22 protein-coding genes are annotated in these 25,727 nt (G+C 64.9%); 9 read left to right on the top strand and 13 right to left on the bottom strand.

Annotated features, from left to right (window positions below; all coding sequences use genetic code 11):
• Window positions 1–51 precede the first annotated feature (51 nt).
• The 3 genes from NP3_RS26140 to NP3_RS26130 are packed head-to-tail and all read left to right on the top strand — an operon-like array spanning window position 52 to window position 3,594.
• On the top strand, window positions 52–2,547 hold the full coding sequence (locus NP3_RS26140) for an AAA family ATPase (protein ID WP_063044248.1): 2,496 nt from the start codon (window positions 52–54) through the stop codon (window positions 2,545–2,547).
• Window positions 2,544–2,924, top strand: a complete 381-nt coding sequence (locus tag NP3_RS26135) for a hypothetical protein (protein ID WP_063044247.1) — start codon at window positions 2,544–2,546, stop codon at window positions 2,922–2,924. Before NP3_RS26140 ends, NP3_RS26135 begins: the two co-directional genes overlap by 4 nt.
• Window positions 2,914–3,594, top strand: a complete 681-nt coding sequence (locus NP3_RS26130; RefSeq protein ID WP_157124556.1) for a hypothetical protein — start codon at window positions 2,914–2,916, stop codon at window positions 3,592–3,594. The genes NP3_RS26135 and NP3_RS26130 overlap by 11 nt, the downstream gene beginning before the upstream one ends.
• A 693-nt stretch (window positions 3,595–4,287) precedes the next feature.
• Here the strand turns inward: NP3_RS26130 and NP3_RS26125 are convergent.
• From NP3_RS26125 to infC, 8 genes are all read right to left on the bottom strand, one after another.
• The gene (locus tag NP3_RS26125; protein WP_157124555.1) at window positions 4,288–4,977 is read right to left on the bottom strand and encodes a uracil-DNA glycosylase family protein; all 690 of its coding nucleotides are present in this window, start codon (window positions 4,975–4,977) and stop codon (window positions 4,288–4,290) included.
• A gap of 296 nt (window positions 4,978–5,273) precedes the next feature.
• A complete protein-coding gene (locus tag NP3_RS26120; RefSeq protein ID WP_157124554.1) occupies window positions 5,274–5,807 on the bottom strand; it encodes a hypothetical protein in 534 nt (177 codons plus the stop codon).
• A gap of 283 nt (window positions 5,808–6,090) precedes the next feature.
• The gene (locus tag NP3_RS26115) at window positions 6,091–6,291 is read right to left on the bottom strand and encodes a hypothetical protein (RefSeq protein ID WP_063044243.1); all 201 of its coding nucleotides are present in this window, start codon (window positions 6,289–6,291) and stop codon (window positions 6,091–6,093) included.
• 111 nt (window positions 6,292–6,402) lie between these two features.
• Window positions 6,403–8,343 carry an N-6 DNA methylase gene (locus NP3_RS26110; RefSeq protein ID WP_063044242.1) on the bottom strand — a complete coding sequence of 647 codons (1,941 nt, stop codon included), beginning with the start codon at window positions 8,341–8,343 and terminating at the stop codon, window positions 6,403–6,405.
• Between the two features lie 539 nt (window positions 8,344–8,882).
• Entirely contained in the window at window positions 8,883–9,680 is a 798-nt protein-coding gene (locus tag NP3_RS26105) for a TrmH family RNA methyltransferase (RefSeq protein ID WP_063044241.1), read from the bottom strand.
• 38 nt (window positions 9,681–9,718) lie between these two features.
• On the bottom strand, window positions 9,719–10,099 hold the full coding sequence (rplT, locus tag NP3_RS26100; protein ID WP_040689024.1) for a 50S ribosomal protein L20: 381 nt from the start codon (window positions 10,097–10,099) through the stop codon (window positions 9,719–9,721).
• A gap of 104 nt (window positions 10,100–10,203) precedes the next feature.
• The gene (rpmI, locus tag NP3_RS26095) at window positions 10,204–10,398 is read right to left on the bottom strand and encodes a 50S ribosomal protein L35 (protein WP_040689021.1); all 195 of its coding nucleotides are present in this window, start codon (window positions 10,396–10,398) and stop codon (window positions 10,204–10,206) included.
• A 61-nt stretch (window positions 10,399–10,459) separates the two neighbouring features.
• Entirely contained in the window at window positions 10,460–11,146 is a 687-nt protein-coding gene (gene infC, locus NP3_RS26090) for a translation initiation factor IF-3 (RefSeq protein WP_084508992.1), read from the bottom strand.
• 339 nt (window positions 11,147–11,485) lie between these two features.
• Between infC and NP3_RS26085 the strand changes: the two genes are divergently transcribed.
• The 4 genes from NP3_RS26085 to NP3_RS26070 all read left to right on the top strand — a co-directional run bounded on the left by NP3_RS26085 (window position 11,486) and on the right by NP3_RS26070 (window position 15,044).
• On the top strand, window positions 11,486–11,839 hold the full coding sequence (locus NP3_RS26085; protein WP_063044273.1) for a DUF1844 domain-containing protein: 354 nt from the start codon (window positions 11,486–11,488) through the stop codon (window positions 11,837–11,839).
• A 60-nt stretch (window positions 11,840–11,899) separates the two neighbouring features.
• On the top strand, window positions 11,900–12,520 hold the full coding sequence (locus tag NP3_RS26080) for a TetR/AcrR family transcriptional regulator (protein WP_063044239.1): 621 nt from the start codon (window positions 11,900–11,902) through the stop codon (window positions 12,518–12,520).
• A 44-nt stretch (window positions 12,521–12,564) separates the two neighbouring features.
• Window positions 12,565–14,106, top strand: coding sequence for an FAD-dependent monooxygenase (locus NP3_RS26075; RefSeq protein WP_063044238.1), 1,542 nt, complete (start codon window positions 12,565–12,567; stop codon window positions 14,104–14,106).
• Window positions 14,107–14,336: 230 nt separating this feature from the next.
• Window positions 14,337–15,044, top strand: a complete 708-nt coding sequence (locus NP3_RS26070) for an alpha/beta fold hydrolase (protein ID WP_063044237.1) — start codon at window positions 14,337–14,339, stop codon at window positions 15,042–15,044.
• Between the two features lie 268 nt (window positions 15,045–15,312).
• On the opposite strand, the gene uvrA is transcribed toward NP3_RS26070, so the two are convergent.
• The 3 genes from uvrA to NP3_RS26055 form a co-directional block, all read right to left on the bottom strand.
• The gene (gene uvrA / locus NP3_RS26065; RefSeq protein WP_063044236.1) at window positions 15,313–18,336 is read right to left on the bottom strand and encodes an excinuclease ABC subunit UvrA; all 3,024 of its coding nucleotides are present in this window, start codon (window positions 18,334–18,336) and stop codon (window positions 15,313–15,315) included.
• A 115-nt stretch (window positions 18,337–18,451) separates the two neighbouring features.
• Entirely contained in the window at window positions 18,452–20,548 is a 2,097-nt protein-coding gene (locus tag NP3_RS26060) for an amylo-alpha-1,6-glucosidase (RefSeq protein ID WP_063044235.1), read from the bottom strand.
• Window positions 20,545–20,745, bottom strand: coding sequence for a hypothetical protein (locus NP3_RS26055; protein WP_063044234.1), 201 nt, complete (start codon window positions 20,743–20,745; stop codon window positions 20,545–20,547). The genes NP3_RS26060 and NP3_RS26055 overlap by 4 nt, the downstream gene beginning before the upstream one ends.
• A 584-nt stretch (window positions 20,746–21,329) precedes the next feature.
• Here NP3_RS26055 and NP3_RS26045 point away from each other — a divergent pair.
• Complete coding sequence (locus tag NP3_RS26045) at window positions 21,330–21,962, top strand: response regulator (protein ID WP_063044232.1); 633 nt, start codon at window positions 21,330–21,332, stop codon at window positions 21,960–21,962.
• Here NP3_RS26045 and NP3_RS26040 read toward each other — a convergent pair.
• On the bottom strand, window positions 21,959–22,735 hold the full coding sequence (locus tag NP3_RS26040) for a sigma 54 modulation/S30EA ribosomal C-terminal domain-containing protein (protein WP_245721114.1): 777 nt from the start codon (window positions 22,733–22,735) through the stop codon (window positions 21,959–21,961). The two genes, NP3_RS26045 and NP3_RS26040, sit on opposite strands and share 4 nt — an antisense overlap.
• 150 nt (window positions 22,736–22,885) lie before the next feature.
• Here NP3_RS26040 and NP3_RS26035 point away from each other — a divergent pair, with 150 nt between their 5' ends.
• Window positions 22,886–24,625: a sensor histidine kinase gene (locus NP3_RS26035; RefSeq protein ID WP_063044230.1), complete on the top strand. Its 1,740-nt coding sequence runs from the start codon at window positions 22,886–22,888 to the stop codon at window positions 24,623–24,625.
• 6 nt (window positions 24,626–24,631) lie between these two features.
• Here NP3_RS26035 and NP3_RS26030 read toward each other — a convergent pair.
• Window positions 24,632–25,727, bottom strand: a 1,096-nt coding sequence (locus NP3_RS26030; RefSeq protein WP_063044229.1) for a beta-ketoacyl synthase N-terminal-like domain-containing protein, incomplete at its 5' end; no start/stop codon positions are given.

Below are 25,727 nucleotides of genomic sequence, written 5' to 3'. Positions count from 1 at the left end.
CCGGCTCCACTCGCTCCACCCGAATCACTAAGACGAAAAGGGTTCACCGCCATGACCGATCCGCTTCCGGACAGCACACGCCTCGCACCATGGATTGCCGAACAGATCGACGGATCCCACCTCCCCGACGAGGTGGGGCTACTGATTCTGGCGGCCTTCGAAGGCGATCAAGCGCTCGACGACTACCTCGGAGGGGGTACGCAGACCCAGCACGCCGAGGAACCATCCGCCGCCACAACACCATCAGATGCTCGCGGCACATTCCTGACTTCGGTGCAGGTTGAGGGTTTTCGGGGGATCGGACCCGCCACCACCTTGAATCTTCGGCCCGAACCGGGGCTGACGATTGTGGTGGGACGCAACGGATCTGGAAAGTCCAGCATCTCCGAGGCGCTGGAACTCACGCTCACCGACAGCGCTTTTCGCTGGACCGGCAAGAAATCGACACAGTGGCGTGACCAGTGGCGCAATCTGCACCATCCCACCGCGCGCATCGCGGTGAATTTGGTGGAGGAGGACAACGAGCCAGTCGTGGTGACCCTCGACTGGCCCGACGACGAGACCGAGGTGAACCGGCACACCACCCGCACCCAACGACGCGGCGGCAAGCAGCAGATCGGTCGCGGCGACCTCGGATGGGATGGACCGCTACAGCGATTCCGCCCGATCCTGTCTTATGACGAGCTCGGCGCCATGCTCAACGGCACTCCCAGCGATCTGCACGACGCGATCTCGCGAGTCCTGGGAGTCGAACAGCTGACAGACGCGATCAATCGAATCTCAGTGCGGCACAAGGACCACAAGGCACCCGGTGACGACCTCGCGAAACGGCGTAGAGCGCTTGCCGACACGGTCGCAGAGCTTGACGATGAGCGGGCCGCGGCCGTGGCGCCGCTGCTGAAGAAGACGGCACCCGATCTGCTCCGGCTGCGTGCGTTGCTGCACGAGACCGAAGCGAGTGCGAGCGGACCGGTTCCGGAACTGCGCGCGCTCACAAACCTTACGGCCCCGGTCACACCAGACAGCGCCGTTGCTATCGCGAAACGGTTGCGCGAGAGCGATGCCGAGTTGGCCGAGCTCGTTGACGTGGCCAGTGACCGCAAGCTGGACACCTTGCGGTTGCTCGAACAGGCTCTGCAGGTACACGAAAAGCACGGCGACATGGCGTGCCCTGTGTGTCACGACGGCACACTTGACGCGACTTGGGCTCGCCAAAGCCGTGCCGCGGTGAGCGCGGACCATCAACACATGGCCGCACTGAACGGCGCCCGGAAACTGATGGAATTGGCACACGCCGAGGCTGTTCGTGCGCTGCAGCCCGTACCCGCCATCCTCGACCGCTCCCCTACTCAGGAGCTCGAGGAGACGGTGGCTGCCGTCCGCAGCATGTGGCAACAGTGGGCCGCGATCACGCGCGGCCCTGTCGCGCCGACGATGACGCAGCTCGCCGACCATCTGGAGACCAACGCCGCTGCACTCAGCGACGCGGTCGACGCGGTCAACAAGGCCGCGGCGGCATGTCTCGCGGAGCGCGAGGACCGATGGCAACCGGTGCACGCCGAGCTCCACGCCTGGTGCGCCGCATGGCAGGCATGGCTCACGGACAAACCCGTGGTCGATCAGCTCAACGAGGCCAAGAAGTGGCTTCAGGACAACGATCGCCGACTGCGCAATGAACGCCTCGCACCGATACGTGTCGGCGTCCAGCACGCGTGGGCGATGCTGCGGCAGGAAAGCAACGTCGAGATCGGTGACCTCTGTCTGGAAGGGTCCGCGACCCGGCGCAAGCTGCGCATCGACTCACTGGTCGATGGTGTGGCCGCGGATGGACTCACCGTGCTGAGCCAGGGCGAGCTCCACGCACTGGCACTCGCCCTGTTCCTGCCTCGCGCCACTATGGCCGAATCACCCTTCCGATTCCTGATTCTCGACGACCCCGTGCAAGCCATGGATCCGGCCAAGGTGGACGGACTCGTGACGTTGCTGAGCGAACTCGCCCAGACCCGGCAAGTCGTGGTCCTCTCCCACGATGACCGCCTGCCAGCCGCGGTCCGGCGGGGGAACTTCGCGGCCACGATCATGGAGGTCAACCGCGGCAAGGACTCTCAGGTGTCGATCACTACTCTCACCGATCCCGCTCGACGCTATATCGAGGACGCTTTCGGGCTTGTGCTCGAACACAAGAACGGCAGGCTCCCTGACGAGGCGATGCGCCGGACGCTCCCCGGCATGTTGCGCTTCGCAGTCGAAACAGCCGCCCGCCATACGTACTTCACGCGAAACATCAGAGCCGGACGGTCGCTCGAAACACTCGAGAGCGAGTGGGGTGCGGCGGCCACCACACGATCCAAGGTAATCCTCGGAGTGTTCGGCGAACCACGGGAACACCATGTGCTCGAACAGTGGGCACGAGCGCCATATCAGAAGTCCGCGCTGCACATCACGGGACCCAAGATGCACGACGGGCTCACCCCGGCCGCCGATCCACGCCAGGCGGCCAAGGACGTCCAGCGCCTGGTTGACGACATCGAGAAGGCGGGAAAGTGACCAGCCTGCTGACTCTGGCTGCGGCGCAGGTCTCCCGGCAATCCCCGCACAGCAATCGGATCGCGGCCTGGCTGGCCCGCACCGCGTTGGAACAAATCGTCGACGAACTCCTGCGCGCAAAGGGAATCAACCCGGGCAGGGCCAGCAGCCGGGCCCGCCTGGCCTGCCTCGAGATCGCCTACCGCGATGAGCGTGACGTGCCGTTCCGATCTCAGTACGCGTGGACGCGGTTGTCCGAGGCGTGCCACCAGCACGCGTACCAGCTGTCCCCCACATACCAGGAAGTGCAGCACCTGCTCGAGATCGTGCGCAGTCTGCAGGCGAGCCAGCCACCAGTCCAGTCCCCCGGAGAAAAGGCAACCAGCGATGAGCACTGACCGAGATTCGATGTACCGCAACCACGATCCGGCCCTGGGTGGGGCACCAGACCGAACGATCACCGACCACGACCGCGGTGTCACGATCTCTCTTCGAAAGCTGGCGTCGCGACAGTGGCGTTTCGTGGTGCGGCTCGCAGAGTTCGAGCAGTACGGCGGCATGCGAATCGGCGAAACCGTCTGCGAGGGAGAGCGATCGACAACTCGGCGGGCCGAATCGTTGGCTCTGGAGCTCGCCAGAGCGTTCGAACAGCAGGCACGCGCGATGGTTGCGGCCACGGTGGCCGAGCGCAACGAACGGGATGCAGAATGGCGTCGCCGGGACAACGAGCAGATCGAGCGAGACCAACACAATGCCTCGGTAGTAGCCGCGACGCTGCAGCGACTGCTCCACTTCGGGGATCCACTACGCAAAGCTGGAGAATGGCGGCGCGGCGACGTCATCGAAACCGCCCCGTTCCGCCCAGGCACAGGGAAGCCGGTGTCCGCGGCAGACCTCGCCGCATTCACCGTCATCGCCGCTGACCGCACCGACCCGGACGTCTACGCGGTGTGCACCACCCACAGGGCAATCTACGGAACATACAGCCAGGGCCACGCGCGCGAACTGCTCTCGAAGCGCGACCGATGGTGCCCCGGTTGCAACACCATGGACGGCATCTCCCGGTAGTCGCGCGAACAAAGGAAAGCGATGGCAATTTCACAGGGGGCGAGAGGCGCTCAGCGAGGCTTCGGCACTATCCGTGGTCTGGCTCGAGATCCGCGATCGGTCGGACTTCGACCACGAATACTGCCAGTGGCTTTGCGATATCGCACGATGGCAAACCATTCTTCGTCGGGCGTGACGCGCCAACGCACTACGCTGCCATAGCGCACTCCGTCGGTCGTCGCGACCCTGCAATTCTCGAGAAGGGACTCGTCCACATGATCAGGCGAACATCGCGGGCTTGCTGGCTTCTCCAGCGCATCAAAGAACTTGTGGAGCCGCCGATCAATAGCGTCATATCCGCCGCAGCTACGAGCAGTGACTGGTCCATCTGGAGTACGACGCAGTGACGATCGGAGTAGAAGATGGAAACGGAGGGGTCTCCTGGGCTGGTGAGCGCCCAGACAAGTTTGTTGGGCGGCAAAGGGTTTCGACTTCTATTCTCGTCATCAACCGGGTTCCGACGCTCATACCGCCACACGCCGGTGTGGTACCAACCCCGTTCTTCCGACGGATCCCGTTTCGGTGCCGTCACGTCCGCCCATTGATCCATCGTTTACGCATAACACGTAATCAACTGCCGTGCAGCGAATATGAACCGCCTGTAAGTGTTGGAGCTGGCTGGCAGTCGGGTAACCGCGCTACGCGGAACACTTTTCATCGGACCATACTCGCGACGTGGGCGAATACTTCTACGAGGTGATCGCGGTTGCGGCGGCCAGTCTCCTTGTCGGGCTGGTTGATAGACAACGGACCCGGATGGGCAGTGAACACGACCTCGGCACCGTGAAACCGCCGATGGTTCGGTCCCACAGCTGCTTTCCAGGCTGGCCAAGTCTGTGTTTTGCCCATGACAATGACCGCCGCGAGGTCACCGGGCAGCAGCTCGACCACCTCTTCCAGATAGCGCCGTGCGCGCCGTGCCTCTGCTCCCAGCGAGCGCCGGCCTTTTGCAGGATTGGCCACCCACCACGGTATGACGTTCCACGGAACGTAATCGGCGTACCGCAGAGAGGTCTCCAGACACAGCTTGTACACGTTGTGCGCGGTCTGGTCGTTGTTGTGCAGGCTGATGAAACCAGACTCGCCATCCGCCGCACCGGACGGATCTTGCAGCAGCATTAGTACTTTTGCTCCGCCTGATGCCGCCCACGGATCGAAGTACGGCACGCTCTCGCCGGTTGCGGCCCGTACCCCGTCCACCCACTTGTTGAGCTCGCCGATCGGACCGGTGTAGCGCTCTGCCAGCCGATCTGCGACATTTTGGGGTGTTACGACGTTGCTCAGCAGCTCACCACGGTCGTAAGCGATTCGGTTCTTCACGCCACGGTAGGAGATAGGTGCCATGTCGGTAAGGTCGGCGCGCGGCGAGAGACTGTTAGCGGCGATTGATTCCGACACCGTCCCGAAGTGACTCGGAAATTACCGTCACTACGACGAATCGCGATCGGCGGTCAGCTTCGGCGGCACGTACAGAACGAATGGGTCTGTGTGATGGTTCACCGCAGCCCGTAACACCACGAGGCGGCGGAGAAATGTCCGGGACTTCGCACATGCGAACAGCGCTCGACGCGTTCCGCGCCGCGACAATGCTTGCAGGTGAAGCCTTTATACGCCTCGCCCTGATCCGCAGCGGCGGACAACTACAGAGGCATGGCGACGCACCAGCGGTCGAATGCGTGAATATCCCTACCCTGCTTCGAGTTCCGCCAATACTCGTCCTGCGCAATGATCAGGTACCGGGAACGCGCACCAGACGGGAACGCCTCAACCTTCCAGTACCGCACCGGCGTTGCCGACTCAGGCGTCTGCCACCGATAGCCGTTATAGCCGTCGCCGCCGAAGCTCTGTTCGTTGGGCGGGAGTGAGTCGACGACCCGGCGCACATCCGACTGCGCCAGATAAGCCAACACCACATATGTGGGTTTGTCAGTGAAGCCCCAGCAATCCCATGCGTCGGTCCACGGACCGAGATTCAGCGAGTCGTCGTTATGGGGCGCTATCAACGTACTGCCCGTGGTTTCGTGGTAGCACTTGTGCCCGTCGTAGCCGGTTCCGGATACACCCGATCCGACCGGTTGCACCAGACCAGGAAAGGCATCCTTCATCTTGGCGAGCTCCGACTCACCCTCGCCCTTGCCCTTGCGGATGACGACCAACGCCAGGACTGCAGCCACGACGAGCGCCACCACCACTCCAACGACGATCCAGCCAGTGGGATTCGACGACCTGGGCATTCCGGGGTACGGCGGTATACCTGGCTGCGGCGCAAATCCCGCCGGCGGCGGCCAACCACCTTGATTGACAGGAAAGTTGGGGTAGGGAGGTTGGGGTGCCGGTGCGGACCAGTTCTGCCCGTTGTAGCGCATGCTTCCCCCTGTTATTGATGAACGGGAAGCGACACTACCAGCCGTAAACTTCTGCAGTACATAGCATTACGTCCTGCAGGGGAGTCTCCATTCATATCATCTCAATTTCGCCGTCGGTCGATGATTTGACGGCCCGATAGCCGACTTCCGGACGAAGATCGTCGCGCAGCAGCGCCAGGATCGCTTCCTCGTGCACATCCGTGCGGTACTGCTCGTGCGCATAGGCCAGCGCGATGTCCTCGGCGACCTGATCCCGAGATGTGTTGCGTAAGTGGGGGTATCGAATCGCCACAGTCGCGTGTTCGGTGCGGCAGACCGAACCATCGCGACGATGACGAACCCGGCCGGGTCGATTTCGGCCCGTGTGTGGATACGATCCCGGGTTTCCGAGGCACCCCAAGCACTACTCGCGCACCGGTGCCAACACTCCGGCGGTCAACGCCGTCCCGATCAACTCCGCTGCCCGCGTAGCCACATCCGCGGTCCGCGCCGCGGCCACTCGCAACAAGTGCAGTTTCCGGAATGCCTCCGCATACGGCTTCTGCTCCGCGAGCCGCAGGATCGGGATACGCAACCGCATTGGATCGAGCCGAATCGTGGTCGAACCGAACATCGCCGCCGAGTTGTCCGGGCTGCCGATGAACCCAGCGAAGAACCACGGATCCATCCGGGTCAGGTCGGTCCGAAACACGATCACGCCGGAACCGGGAACTGCTCCAACGTCGGCGCCCTCGGCAACCCGAGTACCTTGGGCGGCACCGTGGTCGTCGCGGAATCTGGATACCAGAACGTCGCCTTCGCGGATCAGTTCGGCAGACACCGGTACATCCGGATTGGTAAGGCCGGATGGGCCGCGTCCGGAAAGGAGATCGCGTCCGGACAGGACCGGGCGCTGGGGGGAGTCGGAATCTGCGGCTTCGGGGGTTGTCGGCACGAGCCGAACTGCCCCACCGCGTTCGAGATCACCAACGGTGGCGGTGCGCAGTCCCGCGCCGGTGCCGGCGGACCAGTCCTCGACGGTTGCGGCGATGCCGCGGAGTTCGATGAGATGCTCGCCGAGATGTCCGATAGCAGCGTGCGCGGAGGCCGCGACATTGCCGGGGTCGATGGCGGCGCGAACTCGGCGCGCCGGGGTCAGGTCGATATCGTCGTCGAGGATGTCCATCGTGCGCACTACCGCGGTGAAGTCCGCAACAGCGGCGGCATCGACGTCACCGCGGTCGAATGCGCGCCACGAGTCGATGACTCGTTCGGAAAGACCTTGCCAATCGGACTGAATTTCACCACGGGTGGGCATCCTCGCCATGTCGGCAAACAGCACCGAGTCCGCAGACCCGCCACCGGGCCGGCGCAGCACCCAGATCTGTAACCCGACCTGTCGTGGCGTAGACGCCCCCTGCGGCAGCGCGATCACCGCTCGCAGGGCGCCACCGCGCAGTAGCTCCATCCGGATCCGACGGCCGGACGTACGGGATGCAACGGCAGGTGGCAGCAGAACGACAGCGGTCCCGCCGACGCGCAGGTGCGCGAGGATGTGCTGCACCCAGGCGAGTTCGGATTCGCCGCGCGGCGGCACCGAGTACTCCCAGCGGAGATCGAGCGCCAACCGGTCTGCGCCCCAATCACGTTGCGCATAGGGAGGGTTGGCGAGCACGGCATCGAACTCCTCACCGGGGAAAGCGTCGGCTAAGAGGCTGTCGCCGGTGCGGATGTCGACCATAGCTGCGGGGACCTGCGCGTGCAGTAGAGCGGCGGTCCGGGCGGCCTGAACGGGGAGCACGTCCTGACCGGACAGGGAAGCGACGCCGATGCGAGCTGCTTCGACAAGGAGGGTTCCGCTGCCACAGGCGGGATCGAGCAGGGTCTGCGGTGTCGGGGGAGCCGCTGCCGCGAGGATATCGGTCATCAGAGCAGCGACCGGTTGCTCCGTCGGGTAGACACCGGTGCTGGGGGCGGCGTCCAAGCCGCGATCAGCGAGCACATCCAAGATCTGTTTGACATCGGTCGCCGTGACAGCGTCGCGAATGGCAGTCAGCAGCGGTGTCGCCGGAGCCGAGGTCTCGTCGCCTACAAACAACATCAACTCGGGGATCGATGCGGGGTCGACTTCAGTGCGCAGCATCGTACGCAGTCGTTGAACCGGCGAGTCGGCGATCTGCACCCTGTGGTCGCGCAGCCACTCCTGCACGTCACCGAGATCGAACAGAGGTCGAGCTTCGGAGCCACCGGCCACCGGAACCGGGAAGTCGGCGTGCCTGCGTCGCCAGTTGCTGACAGTGGCGCGAGTAACACCGGTCAGCCGGGCGATCTCTGCGGCGGCGACCGTGGGGGTTGAGTCCGACATGAGCCTCCCTTTCGAGCTGCCCACGCGGTGGAGCTCGTCAAAGTCAAACTAACACGGTCAAAATTGACGATGTTTTCAACAAACTCGCAAAACTACGGTCAACGCTCATCGGCGATCTCACTGAAAACGTTGTTAGTCCTAGACGACGCGGATCCTACTTTTGTCATGTCGGTAGCGCACCACCGCCGACCACGGAGCAGACCGAAGTCGTTGCTCCGCAACAGATCCCGAGTGTGACTCGGCCTCTCTGCGGCCGTTCCTCGTCGTGACTTCAGCAACCCCGAGAGAAGAGCGGATGCCCACCTAAAGACAGCCTCGACACCGTCGGCGCCAGTCCGGAACCCGCGGAGCCGACACCCCTCAACGGCGGCATGGGCGTGCGGGATTCGAAACTGGGGGCCGCCAGCCGGTGCTGGTTTTCGACGGAGTGGCAAGGGATCTGTTCGACTCCGCCGTGAAGGCCGGCAAGGTCAACTGCAGCGGGCACGCTGAGTACGGGCTCACCCGGCCCAGTGTTCCACTGCGGGTTCGTGCCCGGCCTATTTCGTATGCTGGACCCGCGCGCTCGCGTACAGGCAGATAGCTGCTGCGGCGGCAAGGTTGAGACTCTCGGCGCGGCCATGGATCGGGATACGCACCCGATGGTCGGCCCGAGTGGCGACCAACGGATCCAGGCCGTGCGCCTCATTACCGAACAGCCAGGCCACCGGTCCAGCCAGCAGTTCGTCGGCGTCGTCCAGATCGACCTCACCCTTGGCGGCAGTAGCGAGCACCGTAATACCCGCTGCCGCAACGGCATCGAGCACCTCGCCCACATCGCGATGCCGCGCGATCGGCACATGGAACAAACTGCCCGCACTCGCGCGGACGCATTTGCCATTGTGCGGATCGACCGCATCCCCCGCCAGCACAACGCCATTCGCGCCCACCGCATCGGCGACTCGAATGAGAGTGCCCGCATTGCCGGGCTCGGCGATCTCGACCGGGACGGCGAGCAGTGTCGGCCGCTCGGCCAGCACGTCCGCCAGCGGCACGTCGATGTGGTCGCACACCGCGACAAGCCCCGGCGCGGTGACGGTTTCACCGAGGTGCTCGGCGGCGCGCTCACTCACCAATGTGGTGCGCACACCCGCGGCGGCGGCCCCGGCGATCAGCTGATTCTCCCGAACCGCGGCGTGCATCGAGTAGAACAGCTCCCGCACCCGACCGGTTTCCAGTGCCGCCGCAACGGAATTCGCGCCCTCGGCCAGAAACTGCCCGTGCTTGCGGCGGGCCGCGGCGCGCTGGAGCTTGACAGCGGAAACGACCCGGGGATTATGCTCGGAGAGCGCATCCACGGGTCGTTCCGAATGCTGTGTCGTCACGCAGGTGCGGATCAGGCAGCCGGGGCGTTGACGTCCTGCGGCAGAGCGGCCTTGGCGACGGCGACCAGACCGGCGAACGCCTCCGCGTCGGAGACGGCGAGCTCGGCGAGGATCTTGCGGTCCACCTCGACACCGGCGGCCTTGAGGCCCTGGATGAAGCGGTTGTAGGTGATGTCGTTCAGGCGCGCCGCGGCGTTGATGCGGGCGATCCAGAGCTTGCGGAAGTCACCCTTGCGCGCCCGGCGGTCCCGGTAGGCGTAGGTGAGCGAGTGCAGCTGCTGTTCCTTGGCCTTGCGGTACAGCCGCGAGCGCTGGCCGCGGTAGCCCTTGGAGGCCTCGAGAACGGAACGGCGCTTCTTCTGCGCGTTGACGGCCCTTTTGACGCGTGCCATGGGTCAGTCCTTATTAGATCTAGGGGGCGCATGCGTGGCGGCCCCGGAATTGGTCGGTGGTCGCGTCCGGAATCCCGGTCGCGCGGGTGCTGCTACCTGGGGTCTTAGAGACCCAGGAGACGCTTGACGCGAGGGACGTCGACAGACGCGACGGCTTCCGTGCCGTCCAGACGACGAGTCCGGCGAGTGGACTTGTGCTCGAGCAGGTGGCGACGGTTCGCCTGCTGACGCAGCAGCTTGCCACGGCCCGAAACCTTGAATCGCTTCGAGGCGCCGCTGTGGCTCTTCATCTTCGGCATGGATTCCTCTATCTGTCTCGTACCGGTGGTCCTCGTCGGACCACCGGTTTTCTGATCGGTATTACTGCGGGTCGGCCGGCGCGGCCTGTTCGGCGACCGGTGCGCCCGCGGCAGGTGCGGGAGCGGCAGGCGCTTCGGTGGCGGCGGGACGCGGTGCCCGCGAATCCTCCTGCGCCTTCACCCGCGTCTTCGCACCCTTATGCGGTGCGAGGACCATGGTCATATTGCGACCGTCCTGCTTGGCGGAGGTCTCGACGAAACCCAATTCGGCGACGTCGGAGGCCAGACGCTGCAGCAGCCGGAAGCCCAATTCGGGACGCGACTGCTCACGACCGCGGAACATGATCGTGACCTTGACCTTCGAGCCAGCCTCGAGGAAGCGAACAACGTTGCGCTTCTTGGTCTCATAGTCGTGGTCGTCGATCTTGGGACGGAGCTTCTGCTCCTTGATCACGGTCTGCACCTGGTTCTTGCGAGACTCGCGCGCCTTCTGCGCCGTCTCGTACTTGAACTTGCCGTAGTCCATGATCTTGCAGACCGGTGGACGGGCATCCGGCGCGACCTCGACCAAGTCGAGATCCGCCTCGAGGGCGACGCGTAGTGCATCTTCAACACGCACGATCCCAACCTGTTCACCACCCGGTCCGATAAGTCGGACCTCGGGAACGCGGATGCGATCGTTGATGCGGGTCTCAGTGCTGATGGGGCCTCCTAGGTCAAGCGGTGTCGTCAGACGACCGCACGCAATAACGGCAACCCCTTTTCAACACAAAGGCCCCGGTGCGGTATTCCGCCACGGGGCCCGAGTCGACCGGCCTTCGACCACGAGCATGCTCGTGTCGACCTTGTCCGTGATGATCCTCGCCGAGGACCCTCCGCACAAGAAACCCGCCCAGGCAGGGCGGGGGACCGGACCGTTTGACCAGTACGATTGCTCGTCGGCAACGGTGGGAGTCGGGCTCCACTTATCAGCCCCGGGCAAGCCCGGGGCGGTCGTCAGCGGAAAGTCTAACATTCCCACTCGCTATCGCCGAATCGCCCCGCCCCGCCGACCGTGTCCGACCACCACGATGCCATCCTCGTGCCTATGAGTGACGAGGCAGTATCCGATGCGACCGACGTCCGCGAGTTGGCCGAGATCCCCGCGGTCGAGATCATCAGCCGCGCCGCGATGATGCTGATGAGCGCGGCGGCGGAGAAGCTCGGACTCGCCGACGAGGATCCGGACAACAGTCCGCGCCGCGATCTGGACGAGGCGCGCCGCCTGATCACCGCGCTCGCCGGGCTGATCACCTCGTCTATCGAATATTTCGGTCCGCATGCCGGTCCGTATCGCGACGGCCTGAAGTCGTTGCAGCTCGCCTTCCGTGAGTCCTCGGCACATCCGGACGAGCCGGGCAAGGGTCCGGGCGAGAAGTACACCGGCCCGGTCTACGCCTAGCTAAATTTTGCCCAGCGGGAAACATTGCCCGCTGGGCAAGTTCCGTCGTACTCTGGTGTCATGCCAGATGAGCAAATCCTCGGCCTTCGCGAACGCAAGAAGCTCGACACCCGCAAGGCACTCAGCGATGCGACGCTCGAGCTGGCATTCGAACGCGGACTGGCCAATATCACCAGAGAGGACATCGCCGCCCGCGCGGGCGTGTCGGTCCGGACCTTCAACAACTACTTCACCGGTAAGCACGAGGCACTGGCCTACCGGCAGACCGAGCGGATCCAGCGCAGTCTGATCGCACTGCGGAACCGGCCTCTGCACGAGCCGCTCTGGACCGCGATCACCGCGGCGGTCCTCGAACCACTCGAGGCCGACGGCGCCGGAGACCACCCGCCGACCGCGCGCCAACTGGCGGTCATTCGCGATCTGCTCGAGGCGCCCGAGACCCGAACCGCGGTGTCCAAGGCGGTATCCGACGACTGGATCGAGGCGATCGCGGCACGCACCGGGACCGACGCGGCCCGCGATCTGTATCCACGCCTCGTCGTCGGCGCGATCGGCGCGATCTACCAGGCCGCCACCGCGACCTATGTGTACGCGGATCCGCCGGTATTGCTCACCACACTGCTACGACAAGCCATCGACGAGGTAGCCGCGGGACTTCCCGCGCCTTCCGTCGACGACTGACACCGCACACTCACTTTTCGAAGGCAACAAGAGGTGTATTTGTCATGCCCGAAAACTCTTACGACGTAGTCATTTCCGGTGCCGGACCCAACGGGCTCATGCTCGCCTGCGAACTCGCGCTGACCGGCGTGCGTCCCATCGTGCTGGAGAAACTGAGCGAGCCCAGCGCCGAGCCGAAAGCGAACGGCCTTGTCGGCCAGGTGATTCGGCTGCTGGATATGCGCGGCCTGTACCACGAATTCGGCGGCGCGCCGGGCGCTCCGCAGCCCGTGCCCGGCTATCTGTTCAGTGGGATGCCGGTGTCATTCGCCGAAGTCGCGAACAATCCGATGTACGCGCTGCTCATACCCCAGCCGAAATTGGTTCGCCTGTTGGAGAAAAGGGCACGCGAACTCGGCATCGAAATCCGTTGGGGCCATGAGCTGACCGATCTGGTCCAGCAGGACGGGAGCGTGACCGTCACAGTGACGGGTCCCGACCGCGAGTATGACCTGACCACCACGTACTTGGTCGCGGCTGACGGCGGCAAGAGCTTCGTCCGCAAACACATCGGAATAGAATTCAGGGGCAGCACAAACGCATCGAAGTTGGTCCGGATGGCGCATGTGAGCGTGCCGGAGGAACTGCGAACCGGAGACGGCGGCATCCTGATTCCCGGCCTCGGGCGACTTCCCTTCGGACACAATCGACTCGAACGTGGCATGTTCATCTTCGCAGAGCTCGAACGCGGCCGCCCGTTGGTCGCGACCATGGAGTTCGACGGCGATCCGGTACCGGAGGACACGCCGATGACGCTCGACGAACTACGCGCGAGTCTGCGGCGGGTGCTCGGTGTCGACCTGCCGATCGCGCCACCGCCCGGATCCGGCCCGCACGCCCTGCGCCGGACCGAAGGCCAGAACACTCGACTGGCCGAACGCTATCGCGACGGAAATGTGTTCCTGCTCGGCGATTCCGCCCACGTGCACTCGGCGATGGGCGGCCCGGGCCTCAACCTCGGTTTGCAGGACGCGGCCAATCTCGGTTGGAAGCTCGCCGCACAGGTGAACGGCTGGGCACCCGTGGGACTGCTGGACACCTATCACTCCGAGCGATACCCGGTCGGCGAGCGAGTCATGATGCACTCACTGTCCCAGCTCGCACTGATGGCGCCCGGTCCGGAGGTCACCGCGCTGCGCGAGTTCATGGGCGAACTACTCAAAGCACCTGAAAGCGCTGGGCATATCGCGCATCTGCTGGCCGGATCCGATATCCGCTACGACATCGGTGATCCGCACCCACTGTCCGGACGCATGGTCCCTGACCTCACCCTCGAAACCTCGGACGGCCGAACGCGTATCGCCGATCTGCTGCACTCGGCACGAGCTGTACTGGTCCAATTGACGGAGAACAGCGGGTTCGCCGATATCGCGGACGGCTGGAACGACCGGGTCGATACCGTGATCGCGACCTGTCCGGACGCGCCCGCTGACGCGCTGCTCATCCGACCGGACGGATATGTGGCCTGGGCAGGTGAAGTCGGCACCGAAGACGACCGACTCCGGAACGCATTGACGCGGTGGTTCGGTCCAGCTCGAAGCTCGTAGGCACGCCGATGTGGCCCGCCCGGAATCGCGGAGATGCCCCCGGGTGGGCCGCAAGCGATGCGGGCGATCCGTGCCGCCGCTGCCCGTCGATCTCACGGGGCGATCCCGCTCGACCCAAAGTAGTTCATCTTGTGAACAATGAAACGCTTTGCGCGCGTGGCCATCTCGGCGACCCGGACATATTACTGCGGATTTGTGTTGCGCCAGGTCCGGCGTGCGATGCTCACTGCATGGCACGGATACTTCTGATCCCCGGATTCTGGCTCGGCGCGTGGGCATGGGACGACGTCGCGGCCGAGCTGCGCGGCCGGGGTGACGATGTGTTGGCGCTGACGCTGCCCGGCCTCGACCCGGACGATGACGACCGGCTCGGCGCGACCCTGGAAATGCAGGCGCAGGCCATCCTCGACGAAATCGCCCCCGATGAAGCCGTGGTGGTCGTCGCGCACTCCGGCGGCGCGGCGCCCGCCTATCTCGCCACCGATATCGCCCCGGAACGCTTCAGCCGCGGCATTTATGTCGACGCCGCTCCGCTACCGAATGGCTTCATCCTCAATTCCGCACTGGATGCGACCGTTCGCGAACTCGCACTGCCGGATTGGGATCAGTTGGAGGCCGACGGCAATAGCCTCACCGGACTGGACGAGGCGTCCCTGGCCCGGTTCCGCGAATGTGCCGTATCCGAACCCGCCGGAGTCGCCGCCGCTCCCCTGCGACTGAGCGATTCCCCGGCGCGCCATGCCATCCCGACGACGGTGATCTGCAACAGCATCACCGCGGACCTGGTCAAAAAACTCCGCGACGCGGGTCAGGAACCAATGTTCGCCGAGTTGGCCGAGATCGACGCCGAATACGTCGATCTGCCCACCGGCCATTGGCCGATGTGGTCCCGATACAAGGAACTCGCCGAACTGATCCACTGCATCGCGAACCGCTGAGCCCGCAACCTCGACGGTAGTCAAATGGTGGCTCCAAACACACTCGCGACCACCATTTGACTACCGTCGCCGAAAAGTCATTTTGGCCAGGTCGAGCTGCGATAGGTCCTGTTGTTCTGCACCGACTCCACGGGTCCGGCCAGCCCAGCAACAATTTGCCTGTGGTCGCGTTCTAGAGCGTTTTGGCGAGGATAGTCGAATGGTGGTTGTAGGTGCTGTTTCGAGCAACCATTTGACTACCCTCGCTAGGTTTTGCTCTGCCGAGAAGTCAGCGGAGCGCGGCGGCCTTCCGCGATGCGCGCTTCGCGGCGGCGGCATTCGGTGCCGGAATCTTGGTCGCCGTTGCCTTGGTGGCCGACGAATTGTTCGTCGCCTTCTTGGCCGGGGCTTTCTTCGCCGCTGCCTTCTTGGCCGGAGCCTTGGGCTCGGTCGCGGCGGGCAGTGCCAGGACCTCTTTCAGGAACTGGCCGGTGTAGCTGTCGCCCACTGAGGCGATATCTTCCGGGGCGCCTTCGGCGACGACCGTGCCGCCGCCGGAGCCGCCCTCGGGACCCATATCGACCACCCAGTCGGAGGTCTTGATGACGTCCAGATTGTGTTCGATGACGATGACCGTATTGCCCTTGTCCACCAGGCCGTTGATGACGAGCAGCAGCTTGCGGATGTCCTCGAAGTGCAGGCCGGTGGTCGGCTCGTCGAGGATGTAGACGGTGCGTCCGGTGGAGCGCTTCTGCAGTTCGGCCGCCAGTTTGACGCGCTGCGCCTCACCGCCGGAGAGGGTGGGCGCACTCTGGCCGAGTCGCACATAACCCAGGCCGACGTCGACCAGGGTCTTGAGGTAGCGGTGGATCGAGGTGACCGGCTCGAAGAATCCCGCGGCCTCCTCGATCGACATATCGAGCACCTCGGCAATGGTCTTGCCCTTGTAGTGCACCTCGAGCGTCTCCCGGTTGTACCGGGCGCCGTGGCAGACCTCGCACGGAACATACACATCCGGCAGGAAGTTCATCTCGATCTTCAAAGTGCCGTCACCCGAGCATGCTTCGCAGCGGCCGCCCTTGACATTGAACGAGAACCGGCCGGGCTGGTAGCCGCGGACCTTCGCCTCGGTGGTTGCCGCGAACAGGGTCCGGATCTTGTCGAATACGCCGGTATAGGTGGCCGGATTCGAGCGTGGCGTCCGGCCGATCGGCGACTGGTCCACCTGCACGAGCTTGTCCAGATGATCGAGGCCGTTGATCCGGGTGTGCCGACCAGGCACCTGCCGCGCACCGTTCAGCTTGTTCGCGAGCACGGTCGCCAGAATGTCGTTGACCAGCGTGGACTTACCGGAACCGGAAACACCGGTGACCGCGGTGAGCACGCCGAGCGGGAAGCTGACATCGATATTGCGCAGGTTGTGCTCGTTCGCACCGACCACGGTGAGCTGGCGCTTCTTGCTGACCGGCCGCCGCACCATCGGCACCTCGATGCGCTCGCGGCCCGAAAGATATGCGCCGGTCAGCGATTTCGGGTCGGTGAGCAGTTCCTGATACGGACCGCTGTGCACGACTTCACCACCGTGCTCACCGGCCAGCGGACCGATATCGACCACCCAGTCCGAGGCCCGAATGGTGTCCTCGTCGTGTTCGACCACGATCAGCGTATTGCCGAGATTCCGCAGCCGCGTGAGCGTTTCGATGAGCCGCCGGTTGTCGCGCTGATGCAGACCGATCGAGGGTTCGTCGAGCACATACAGCACACCGACCAGCCCGGATCCGATCTGGGTCGCCAACCGGATGCGCTGCGCCTCACCACCGGACAGCGTCGCCGCGGCCCGCGACAGGCTCAGATACTCCAGTCCGACATCGAGCAGGAAGCCCAGGCGCGCCTGCACTTCCTTGAGCACCTGCCCGGCAATGGCGGTCTCCCGCTCCCCCAGCGTCAAGGCGTTCAGGAATGCCGAGCAATCACCGATCGACAATTCGCTCACATCGGCGATGGACTTCTTCGCACCGCCCGAGGCGATGGTGACGGCCAGAATTTCCGGCCGCAGCCGAGCACCGTTGCACACCGGGCACGGCACATCGCGCATGTACCCGTCGTAATGCTCCTTCATCTGCTCGGATTCGGTGCTCTCCATGCGCCGCTGCAGGAACGGCATCACGCCCTCGAAATCGGCATAGTACGAACGCTTCCGGCCGTACCGGTTGGTGTAGGAGACGTGCACTTGATCCGAACTGCCCTCCAGCACCGCCTTGCGTGCCTTCGGCGGCAGGTCCTGCCACGGCGTATCCATGGAGAATCCGATGGATTCGGCCAGACCCGACAGCAGCCGGGTGAAGTATTCCGCGGTCTGTCCACGCGACCACGGTGCGATCGCGCCCTCGGCCAGGCTCAATTCGGGATCTGGCACCACCAGATCCGGATCGACCTCCTTGCGGATGCCGAGTCCGGTGCAGTCCGGGCACGCGCCGTAGGGCGAGTTGAACGAGAACGAGCGCGGTTCGAGATCCTCGATATCCAGAGGGTGACCGTTGGGGCAGGCCAGGCGTTCGGAGAAACGGCGCTCCCGATCGTGGGCGTGCTCGTCGCGGTCGACGAAGTCCAGTACCACGATGCCGTCGGCCAGCCGCAGCGCGGTCTCGATCGAATCGGTAAGCCGCTGTTTGGAACTCGACTTCACCTGGAGCCGGTCCACCACGACCTCGACGTCGTGCTTCTCCTGCTTCTTCAGCTTCGGCGGATCGGTGAGCGGATACACCACACCGTCGACCCGGACGCGCGAATAGCCCTGGCTGTTCAGTTGGTCGAACAGATCGACGAATTCGCCCTTGCGGGTGCGCACCACCGGCGCGAGCACCTGGAATTTGATGCCCTCCTCCATGGCGAGCACCTGATCCACGATCTGCTGCGGACTCTGCTTGGCGATCAGCTCACCGCAGACCGGGCAGTGCGGAGTACCGGCGCGCGCATACAGCAGGCGCAGGTAGTCGTAGACCTCGGTGATGGTGCCGACCGTCGACCGGGGGTTGCGGTTGGTCGACTTCTGATCGATCGAAACGGCAGGGGAAAGTCCCTCGATGAAGTCGACGTCCGGCTTGTCCATCTGCCCGAGGAACTGGCGCGCGTAGGCCGACAGCGATTCGACATAGCGGCGCTGCCCCTCGGCGAAGATCGTGTCGAAGGCGAGGCTGGATTTGCCCGAACCGGATAGACCGGTGAACACGATGAGACTGTCGCGGGGCAGATCGAGGTCGATGCTCTTGAGATTGTGCTCCCGAGCTCCGCGCACAGTGAGGCGTTCCGCCACCAGGTGTCCCTTCTCGATCGTGTCGGTCCAACAGACGTGATACCCCCAGCGCCATGCTAGGCCGACCCACCGACAAGTTTCGTCGCACGCCGGGTTCCCCGGTCATCGGTCCAGGTCAGGAGTCGGATCGACGCAGCTTTCCAGCCAATCCGCTGAGCTGCCAGCCCCCATTGTCCACGGTGACGGTGAGCACATCCGACCCAACCCGCACCCCGCTCACCCGCAGGGGCAGGTACCGATCCGGCACCGCGGGCGCGACCGATGCCGACCCGGTACCCGGCTCCAACCGCAACATGCTCCGCATGAAAAGCAGCGGCGCCGCCGACGCCCACGCCTGCGGTGAGCAGGAGGTCGGATACGGCACCGGAGCGTCGAATTCCGCGCGGTCGAAACCGCTGAACAGCTCGGGCAGTCGATAGCCGAAGCGGGTGGACGCGTCGAGCACCCCGTCGATCACACGGTTGGCGTGTTCGGTGAAGCCGTAGCGCATCAGCCCGGCTGCGCAGATCGCGTTGTCATGCGGCCACACCGATCCGTTGTGATAGCTCACCGGGTTGTAGGCACCCATATTGGTGGCCAATGTGCGGATGCCCCACCCACTGAACATCTCCGGCGACAGCAGGTGATCCGCGACCGATCGCGCCTTGTCCTCATCGATGATCCCGGTCCACAGGCAGTGTCCGATATTCGAGGTCAGCGCGTCGATCGGCCGCTTGTGCCCGTCCAGACCGAGGGCGAACCAACCGTGCTCGGGCAACCAGAACGCCTTGTTGAACGCTTCCTTCAATGCGGCCGCCTTGACCCGGAACCGATCCGCGGTCGGGTGATCACCCACATCCGCCGCGAGCGCCGCCCGCGCCACATACGCGGCATATACATATCCCTGCACCTCGGCCAGCGCGATCGGCGCCTCGGGCAGCCTGCCGTCGGCGAAGTTCACTCCGTCCCAGGAGTCCTTCCACCCCTGATTCGCCAAACCGTGCTCAGCCGCGCGCTGATACTCGACGAATCCGTCGCCGTCCGCGTCACCGAAGTGTTCGATCCACTCCAGCGCCCGATCGGCGTGCGGCAGCAACTCGTCCCTGGTCTCGGCATCCAGTCCCCAGCGATGCAACTCGCCGAGCAACATCACGAAAAGTGGTGTGGCATCGGCGGTTCCGTAGTACACGGTGTCACCGCCGAGCAGCGACGTCGCCGCCCGTCCGAACCGCACCTCGTGCGGTATCTTTCCCGGCTCCTCCTCGGTCATGGCGCGAACCTCGCTGCCCTGCAGACCCGCCAGACTCTGCAGCGTGCCGACGGCGAGCCGCCGGTCCAGCGGCAACACCATCCACGAGGTGAGCAGCGAGTCCCGCCCGAACAGCGCCATGAACCACGGCGCGCCCGCGGCGACCACCGCCCGTTCCGGATGACCGGGATCGAAGATGCGCAGTGCGCCGAGATCGACGACAGCGCGGCGCAGTACCGCGGCGAGGGTCTGATCGTCGGTCTGTACCGACGGCGAATTCTCGTACCATTCGCGCATCCGCACTGCGGGCGCACTGTGCGAGATCGGATTCCCACACTGATGCCGCGGCGTCACCACCGAGCCGAGCGTCGGCTGGTACTGGATGCACACCGACCATTCCCCGCGCCCGGGCAGTTCGACCTGCCACCGCAATTCGCGATCGACCGCGGTCGCCCCCGCTGCGGTCACCGTCACCGCCAGCGGCAGATCGGTCCGGCTGATCTCGACCGTGCCCGCCGTCGCCTTGCTCTCGGTGACCACCACGCTGTCGCCGATCCGCCCCTCCTTCACCTCGAACAGATCGGCGAAATCGGCATCGAGTTCCAGCACCACCACACAGCTGATCGCCGCGCCGGAGAGATTGCGGACGGTCACGTCATCGCGCATACCGTCGCCGACATAGCGCGCGACGGTCACCAGTGCCGTGCTGTCGGCCCGTCCTGGCCGCGGCGGCGTCCTGGCCAGCAGCGTCGCGCTGTAGGGCTCGGTGTGCTGGACGGTGAGCGGTTGCGGCGCCAAACCGTCGACGGTCAGCCGCCACCGCGACAGCACCCTGGTATCGCGCACGAACAATCCCTCGGCACGATTCGGGCTGATGACACCGCCGTCCTCGCTGATGCAGAAGGTCGAGCCCTCGACCAAGGTGACCCCGGCGACCGCTCGGGGCGCCCCGGGATCGGCGCCGTCACCCCAGGGGCTCGTCAAGCTACCGGCGTGGGCGCCATGGCCCGGCTCGTCGCTACCCGAGGCGCCAGTGGCTCCTCGCGCGGTTCGGGGTGGTCGGCTCCCATCAGTGGACGCACCGGCTCAGTGTAGTAGCGCCACTGCTCCGGTTCGCGGATCTTGGTGATCATCACCGGTTTTCGGCGCGCCAGCCGGGCCGTCCGGACCGCCCGATGCACCCGTTCTCCGCATTCGTCCGGCCGACCAAGACGATGTAGCCACCGGTACGGGCACTCACGGCGGCACGATCAACCCGATCATCATGGACACGTCCACGCTTCTTCGGGTCCCGGCTGCGGATCGATAACCGGGAGCTCCCGAATGGCGCGGCCATGTGCGAAACGCCATTGCACGCCGCATTCTCCGCACCGGAACAGGGCGTCCCGGTGGTCGACGAAGGTACCGATAGCATGCGAACCACAATCGGGACAGCTCCGCGGCGGACCGAAAATATTGCCGAAATCGAGCGTCGCTGAATATGTCATTGTTCGACATAACTATGCATGGGGCCCTCCAAGGCCGCGCTACCGAAGACCGCTATGAATGACTTCGGCCTCAGCATACCCGGAACCCCGATTCGCACAATGCCATTCAAGCGGTCGGTTTCTTTCGGTGTTTCGATAGCGCTCGTCGGTAAATTCGAGTCGCCATTACTCGAAATTGTCGTTCCCGACATACCGGTGCGGCCCGCCGAGGGATACCTTGTCGGGTAGGACCAAACGCCGGGGGCGCACGAGATCCCCTGCACCGCACAGGAGGTCGCGTGATCACAGTGTTCCTCGTCGACGACCACGAGATCGTCCGGCGCGGCCTCGTCGACCTGCTGGAGAGCGATCCGGAACTCACCGTGATCGGCCAGGCAGGCGACGTCGCGGACGCCATGGCGGGCATTCACGCCCTGCGACCCGATGTCGCTGTACTGGACGTCCGACTTCCCGACGGCAACGGCATCGAACTGTGCCGCGACCTGCTCGCCGAAATCGACGATTTGCATTGCCTCATCCTGACGTCCTACACCGATGAACACGCCATGTTGGACGCGATACTGGCGGGCGCGAGCGGCTATGTCGTCAAGAACATCAAGGGCATGGAATTGGCTGCGGCGATCAAACAGGTCGGCGCCGGACGTTCGCTATTGGATAACCGCGCGGCGACCGCTCTCAAGGCCCGGCTACGCTCCAGCACCGAAAAAGACGGGCCGCTGGCCGGCCTCACCGAACAGGAACGCCGACTGCTCGCACTGCTCGGCGAGGGATTGACCAATCGACAAATCGCGGCGCGAATGTTCCTGGCGGAGAAGACCGTCAAGAATTACGTCTCCCGGCTTTTGGCCAAACTCGGGATGGAACGGCGCACCCAAGCCGCGGTGCTGGCCTCCAAACTGCGTGAGAGCTAGCGGATTTCGACCGGAACGACGATGGTGAGATCCCCGTCGTAGCGGCGGTACAGCAGGCGGCCGCGGCCGCTGTCGGCATCGGTGAAGAACAGGAACGGCAGCCCGTTGCGGCACAGCCGGGTCACCGCCGCCTCATCGCTAAGGACCGGCGCCGGAGCCGAATCCATGATCAGCGGTAGGGAATTCACCGTGAGGGGCCGCTGCGCCGGAGCCAGCGGCGGCTGCGTGGTGCGCTGCCTGGTCAGCCGGACGCCGAACGGATCCGCCCAGCTCACCAGGGCATCCTCACCGGTTTCGGCATCGATGAACAAGTACGAGTCGTAATCCATCGCATCCATCACCGCCGACGCCTCGGCGGGCGTACCGGTCAGCAACGCGCAGCGCTTCCTCCGCACGATCGGGCGCGGCTCGGTGACCCTGGCCAGGGGCGGACGCGCCGGATCGGGCCACTCGCGTGACTGTTTGGTTGCCAGCCGGGCGATCTGACGGTCCAGCCGTTCCACCGCGAAGGTCACCGCGAAGCCGCGCGGACCGGTGACCTGCACGCGGGTCGGGGTGTCGTGTATGCGAATGTTGGCCTGTACCAACGTGGGTTCTTCCGAATCCACCGGTGCCGTCACCCGCACCCGCGCCGCTGCGTCGAGGTGATGCCGACGCAGGACGCGGCCGATCCCCCGCACCGCCCTGGTCACATCCGCGGGCGGCACCGCACCCCGGGTGGTCACGGCCATTTCGGGATCGGCGGCAGTGGCCCACAGTTCCGAAGAGCGCATCGGCGAATTCATAGGACATCCCTACTTTCTATTCCCGGTGTGTGACTATGCCATCACCGCTACGCCACCGCGAACAGGGCCGAAAGTCCTCGATCGACCAACTAGACTGGCGTAGGCGCTGTTTCGCGCCTGCCAGAACAGGATGCCGTCATGACCGAAGAGCTGGGCAGCGGCCTCTATTCGGTACGCGACACGCTGTCGCAACTTCGGCTCCGGGAGCTGCTGTCGGAGGTCAAGGAACGCGTCGAGCTGATCATCGATTCACGCGACCGGATGGACGGCTTGGTCGAGGCGATGCTGACCGTCACCTCCGGCCTCGACCTCGATGAAACGCTGCGCGCCATCGTGCACACCGCCACCAGCCTGGTCGACGCCCGCTACGGCGCGCTGGCGGTGCGCGGGCACGAGCAGCAGGTCACCCAGTTCCTCGACGAGGGCATGGACGACACCATCCGGGCGCGCATCGGCCGACTTCCCGCCGGACACGGCGTACTCGGCGAGGTATTCACCCAACCCAAACCGCTGCGCCTCGACGAACTCTCGAAACACCCTGCTTCCGTGGGCTTTCCAGAACACCACCCGCCGATGCACACCTTCCTCGGCGTCCCGGTGCGCATTCGCGACGAGGTCTTCGGCAGTCTCTACCTGACCGAGAAAGCCAACGGCCAGCCGTTCACCGAGGACGACGATGTACTCGTGCAGGCCCTGGCGGCCGCGGCCGGTATCGCGGTCGACAACGCCAGGCTCTACGAATCGGCGCGCACCAGACAGGCCTGGATCGAGGCCACCCGCGACATCGCCACCGAGTTCCTCGCGGGCACCGAACCCGATCTGGTGCTCGCCCACGTCGTCGACCATGCGCGCACCCTGACCGGCTCACATCAATCATTCCTGGCCAGCACCGCGGTACCGCAACTCCAACTCGCCGCGGTCTCCGAACTCGTCATTACCCAATGGTCAGGTCCGGGTAGTGGATTCGACGGACTGATCGTGGACGCCGACGGCACCGCACTCGGCGAGGCCTTCACCCGCCGCACACCGCTGCGCTTCGACGATGCCGCCCTGATCGACCTCGGCGTCCCACTGCACGATGTCGGACCCGCGCTGATCCTGCCGCTGTGCACACCCGACGCCACCCTCGGCGCGCTGGTCACCGTCCGGCCCATCGGCTCACCGCCCTACCCCGACGAACTCGTCGAGCTGACCAATGCCTTCACAGACCAGGCCGCGCTGGCCATGCAGCTGGCCGAAACCCAGCGCAGAATGCGCGAACTCGATATCCTCGCCGACCGCGACCGCATCGCCCGCGACCTGCACGACCATGTGATCCAGCGGCTGTTCGCCATCGGGCTCACCCTGCAGAGCGCGGTACCGCGCGCCGAGGTACCCGAAGTGCGCCAACATCTTTCGACGGTCATCAATGATCTGCAGGAGGTGGTCCAGGAGATCCGCACCTCCATCTTCGATCTGCACGGCGGCAATGGCGGCGGTATCGAATTGCAGCAGCGGATCGAGGATGCGGTGCGCCAGCAGACCACCGATTCGCCGCTGCGGGCCACCGTGCAGGTGACCGGACCGCTTTCGGTGCTGGAGGCCGAGTTGGCCGATCACGCGGAGGCGGTGGTGCGCGAGGCGGTGAGCAATGCGGTGCGACATTCCGGCGCGGCGATCGTCTCGGTGGAGATCAGTGTGGCCGATGATCTGACCATCGTGGTCACCGATGACGGCTGGGGCATCCCGAATCATGTGATCCGCAGCGGATTGCGGAATCTGGAGCAGCGGGCCGAGAAGTCGGCCGGGCAGTTCACCATCGGACCCGCAGTGGCGGGCATGCACGAAACAGAGGGCATGCCGGGCACGAAATTGTCCTGGTCGGTGCCGCTTCCATAAGTGAGCTCAGTCGACGGGACCGAGCACGACCATCGAATTATTGCCGCCCATGCCGAGCGACAACTTGACCGTGATCCCACCCTCGAAGGGCGTGGGACCGTCCAATAGTCGCTCGTAGGCAGGTGCGACGATCGGTGCGGCGGGCACGATGCCGCGGTCGTAGGCCAGTGCCGCGGCCGCCACCTCGACACCGGCCGCTGCCCCTTGGCAGTGCCCGGCGAGCGGCTTGACCGAGTAGACGTGCGGCCGGTCGTCGAACATCCGCCGCAGCAGATCGCGCTCGGCCACATCGCACTGCCGGGTTCCGGTGCCGTGCGCGTTGAAATACCGCACGTCCGCGGGGGCGACAGCAGCGTCCGCGAGCGCGTGGCGCGCACAGTTGAAAATCTGGGTATGCCCAGGATCGACCGAAACCACGTGATAGGCGTCATTGGTCGTGCCGCCACCCAGCACCGTGGCATAGGGCCGCTCGACCGAGCGCGTGAGGACGAAGGCGACCGACGCCTCACCCATGCTGAAACCGCGGCTGCCCTCTTGAAAGGGGCGGCATGCGGCCAGGGGTTCGGCATCGCCGACCGCGGCGCCGAGCCGGACGAAGTGCTCGAGCATTTCGGGGGTGGCCGACATATCGGTGGCGATGCAGATCACGTCGTCGGCGACACCGCACTGCAGCCAGAGTTTGGCGGTGATCAGCGCGACATTCGCCGAACTGCACGCCGCCGAGACATTCATCGATGGCCCGTGGAAGCCGAATTCCTGCTGTAGTACCGAGATCGGCGTGGAGGGCAATAGTCGCATGTAGTCGCGTGAGCGCCGGTGCCCCTCATCGGCCAGATAGAAGTCGCGCCAATTGGCGACGTCGCCGAGCACGATGGCATGCAGCAGGCCGACGGTGCGGCCGGGTCGCCAACCGCGCGCGGACGCGTCGGCGATCGCCTCGCGACCCGCCTCCTGCATGGCACGCCCGTAAAGGCTGGTGCTCACCATCGGATCGCCACCGTCGGGAATCAGCGAAACCCAGGCATGCTCATCGCGGCCGAAGCCGTAGCCTGGTTGTAGCGAGGCCGCGGATTTCCTGCTCAGCAGCCCCTGCCAGAGCGTC

It is taken from the genome of Nocardia pseudovaccinii NBRC 100343 (assembly GCF_001613225.1).
In the GTDB taxonomy this organism is placed as follows: Bacteria; Actinomycetota; Actinomycetes; order Mycobacteriales; family Mycobacteriaceae; genus Nocardia; species Nocardia pseudovaccinii.
This window is presented reverse-complemented; position numbering and strand designations above follow the sequence as displayed.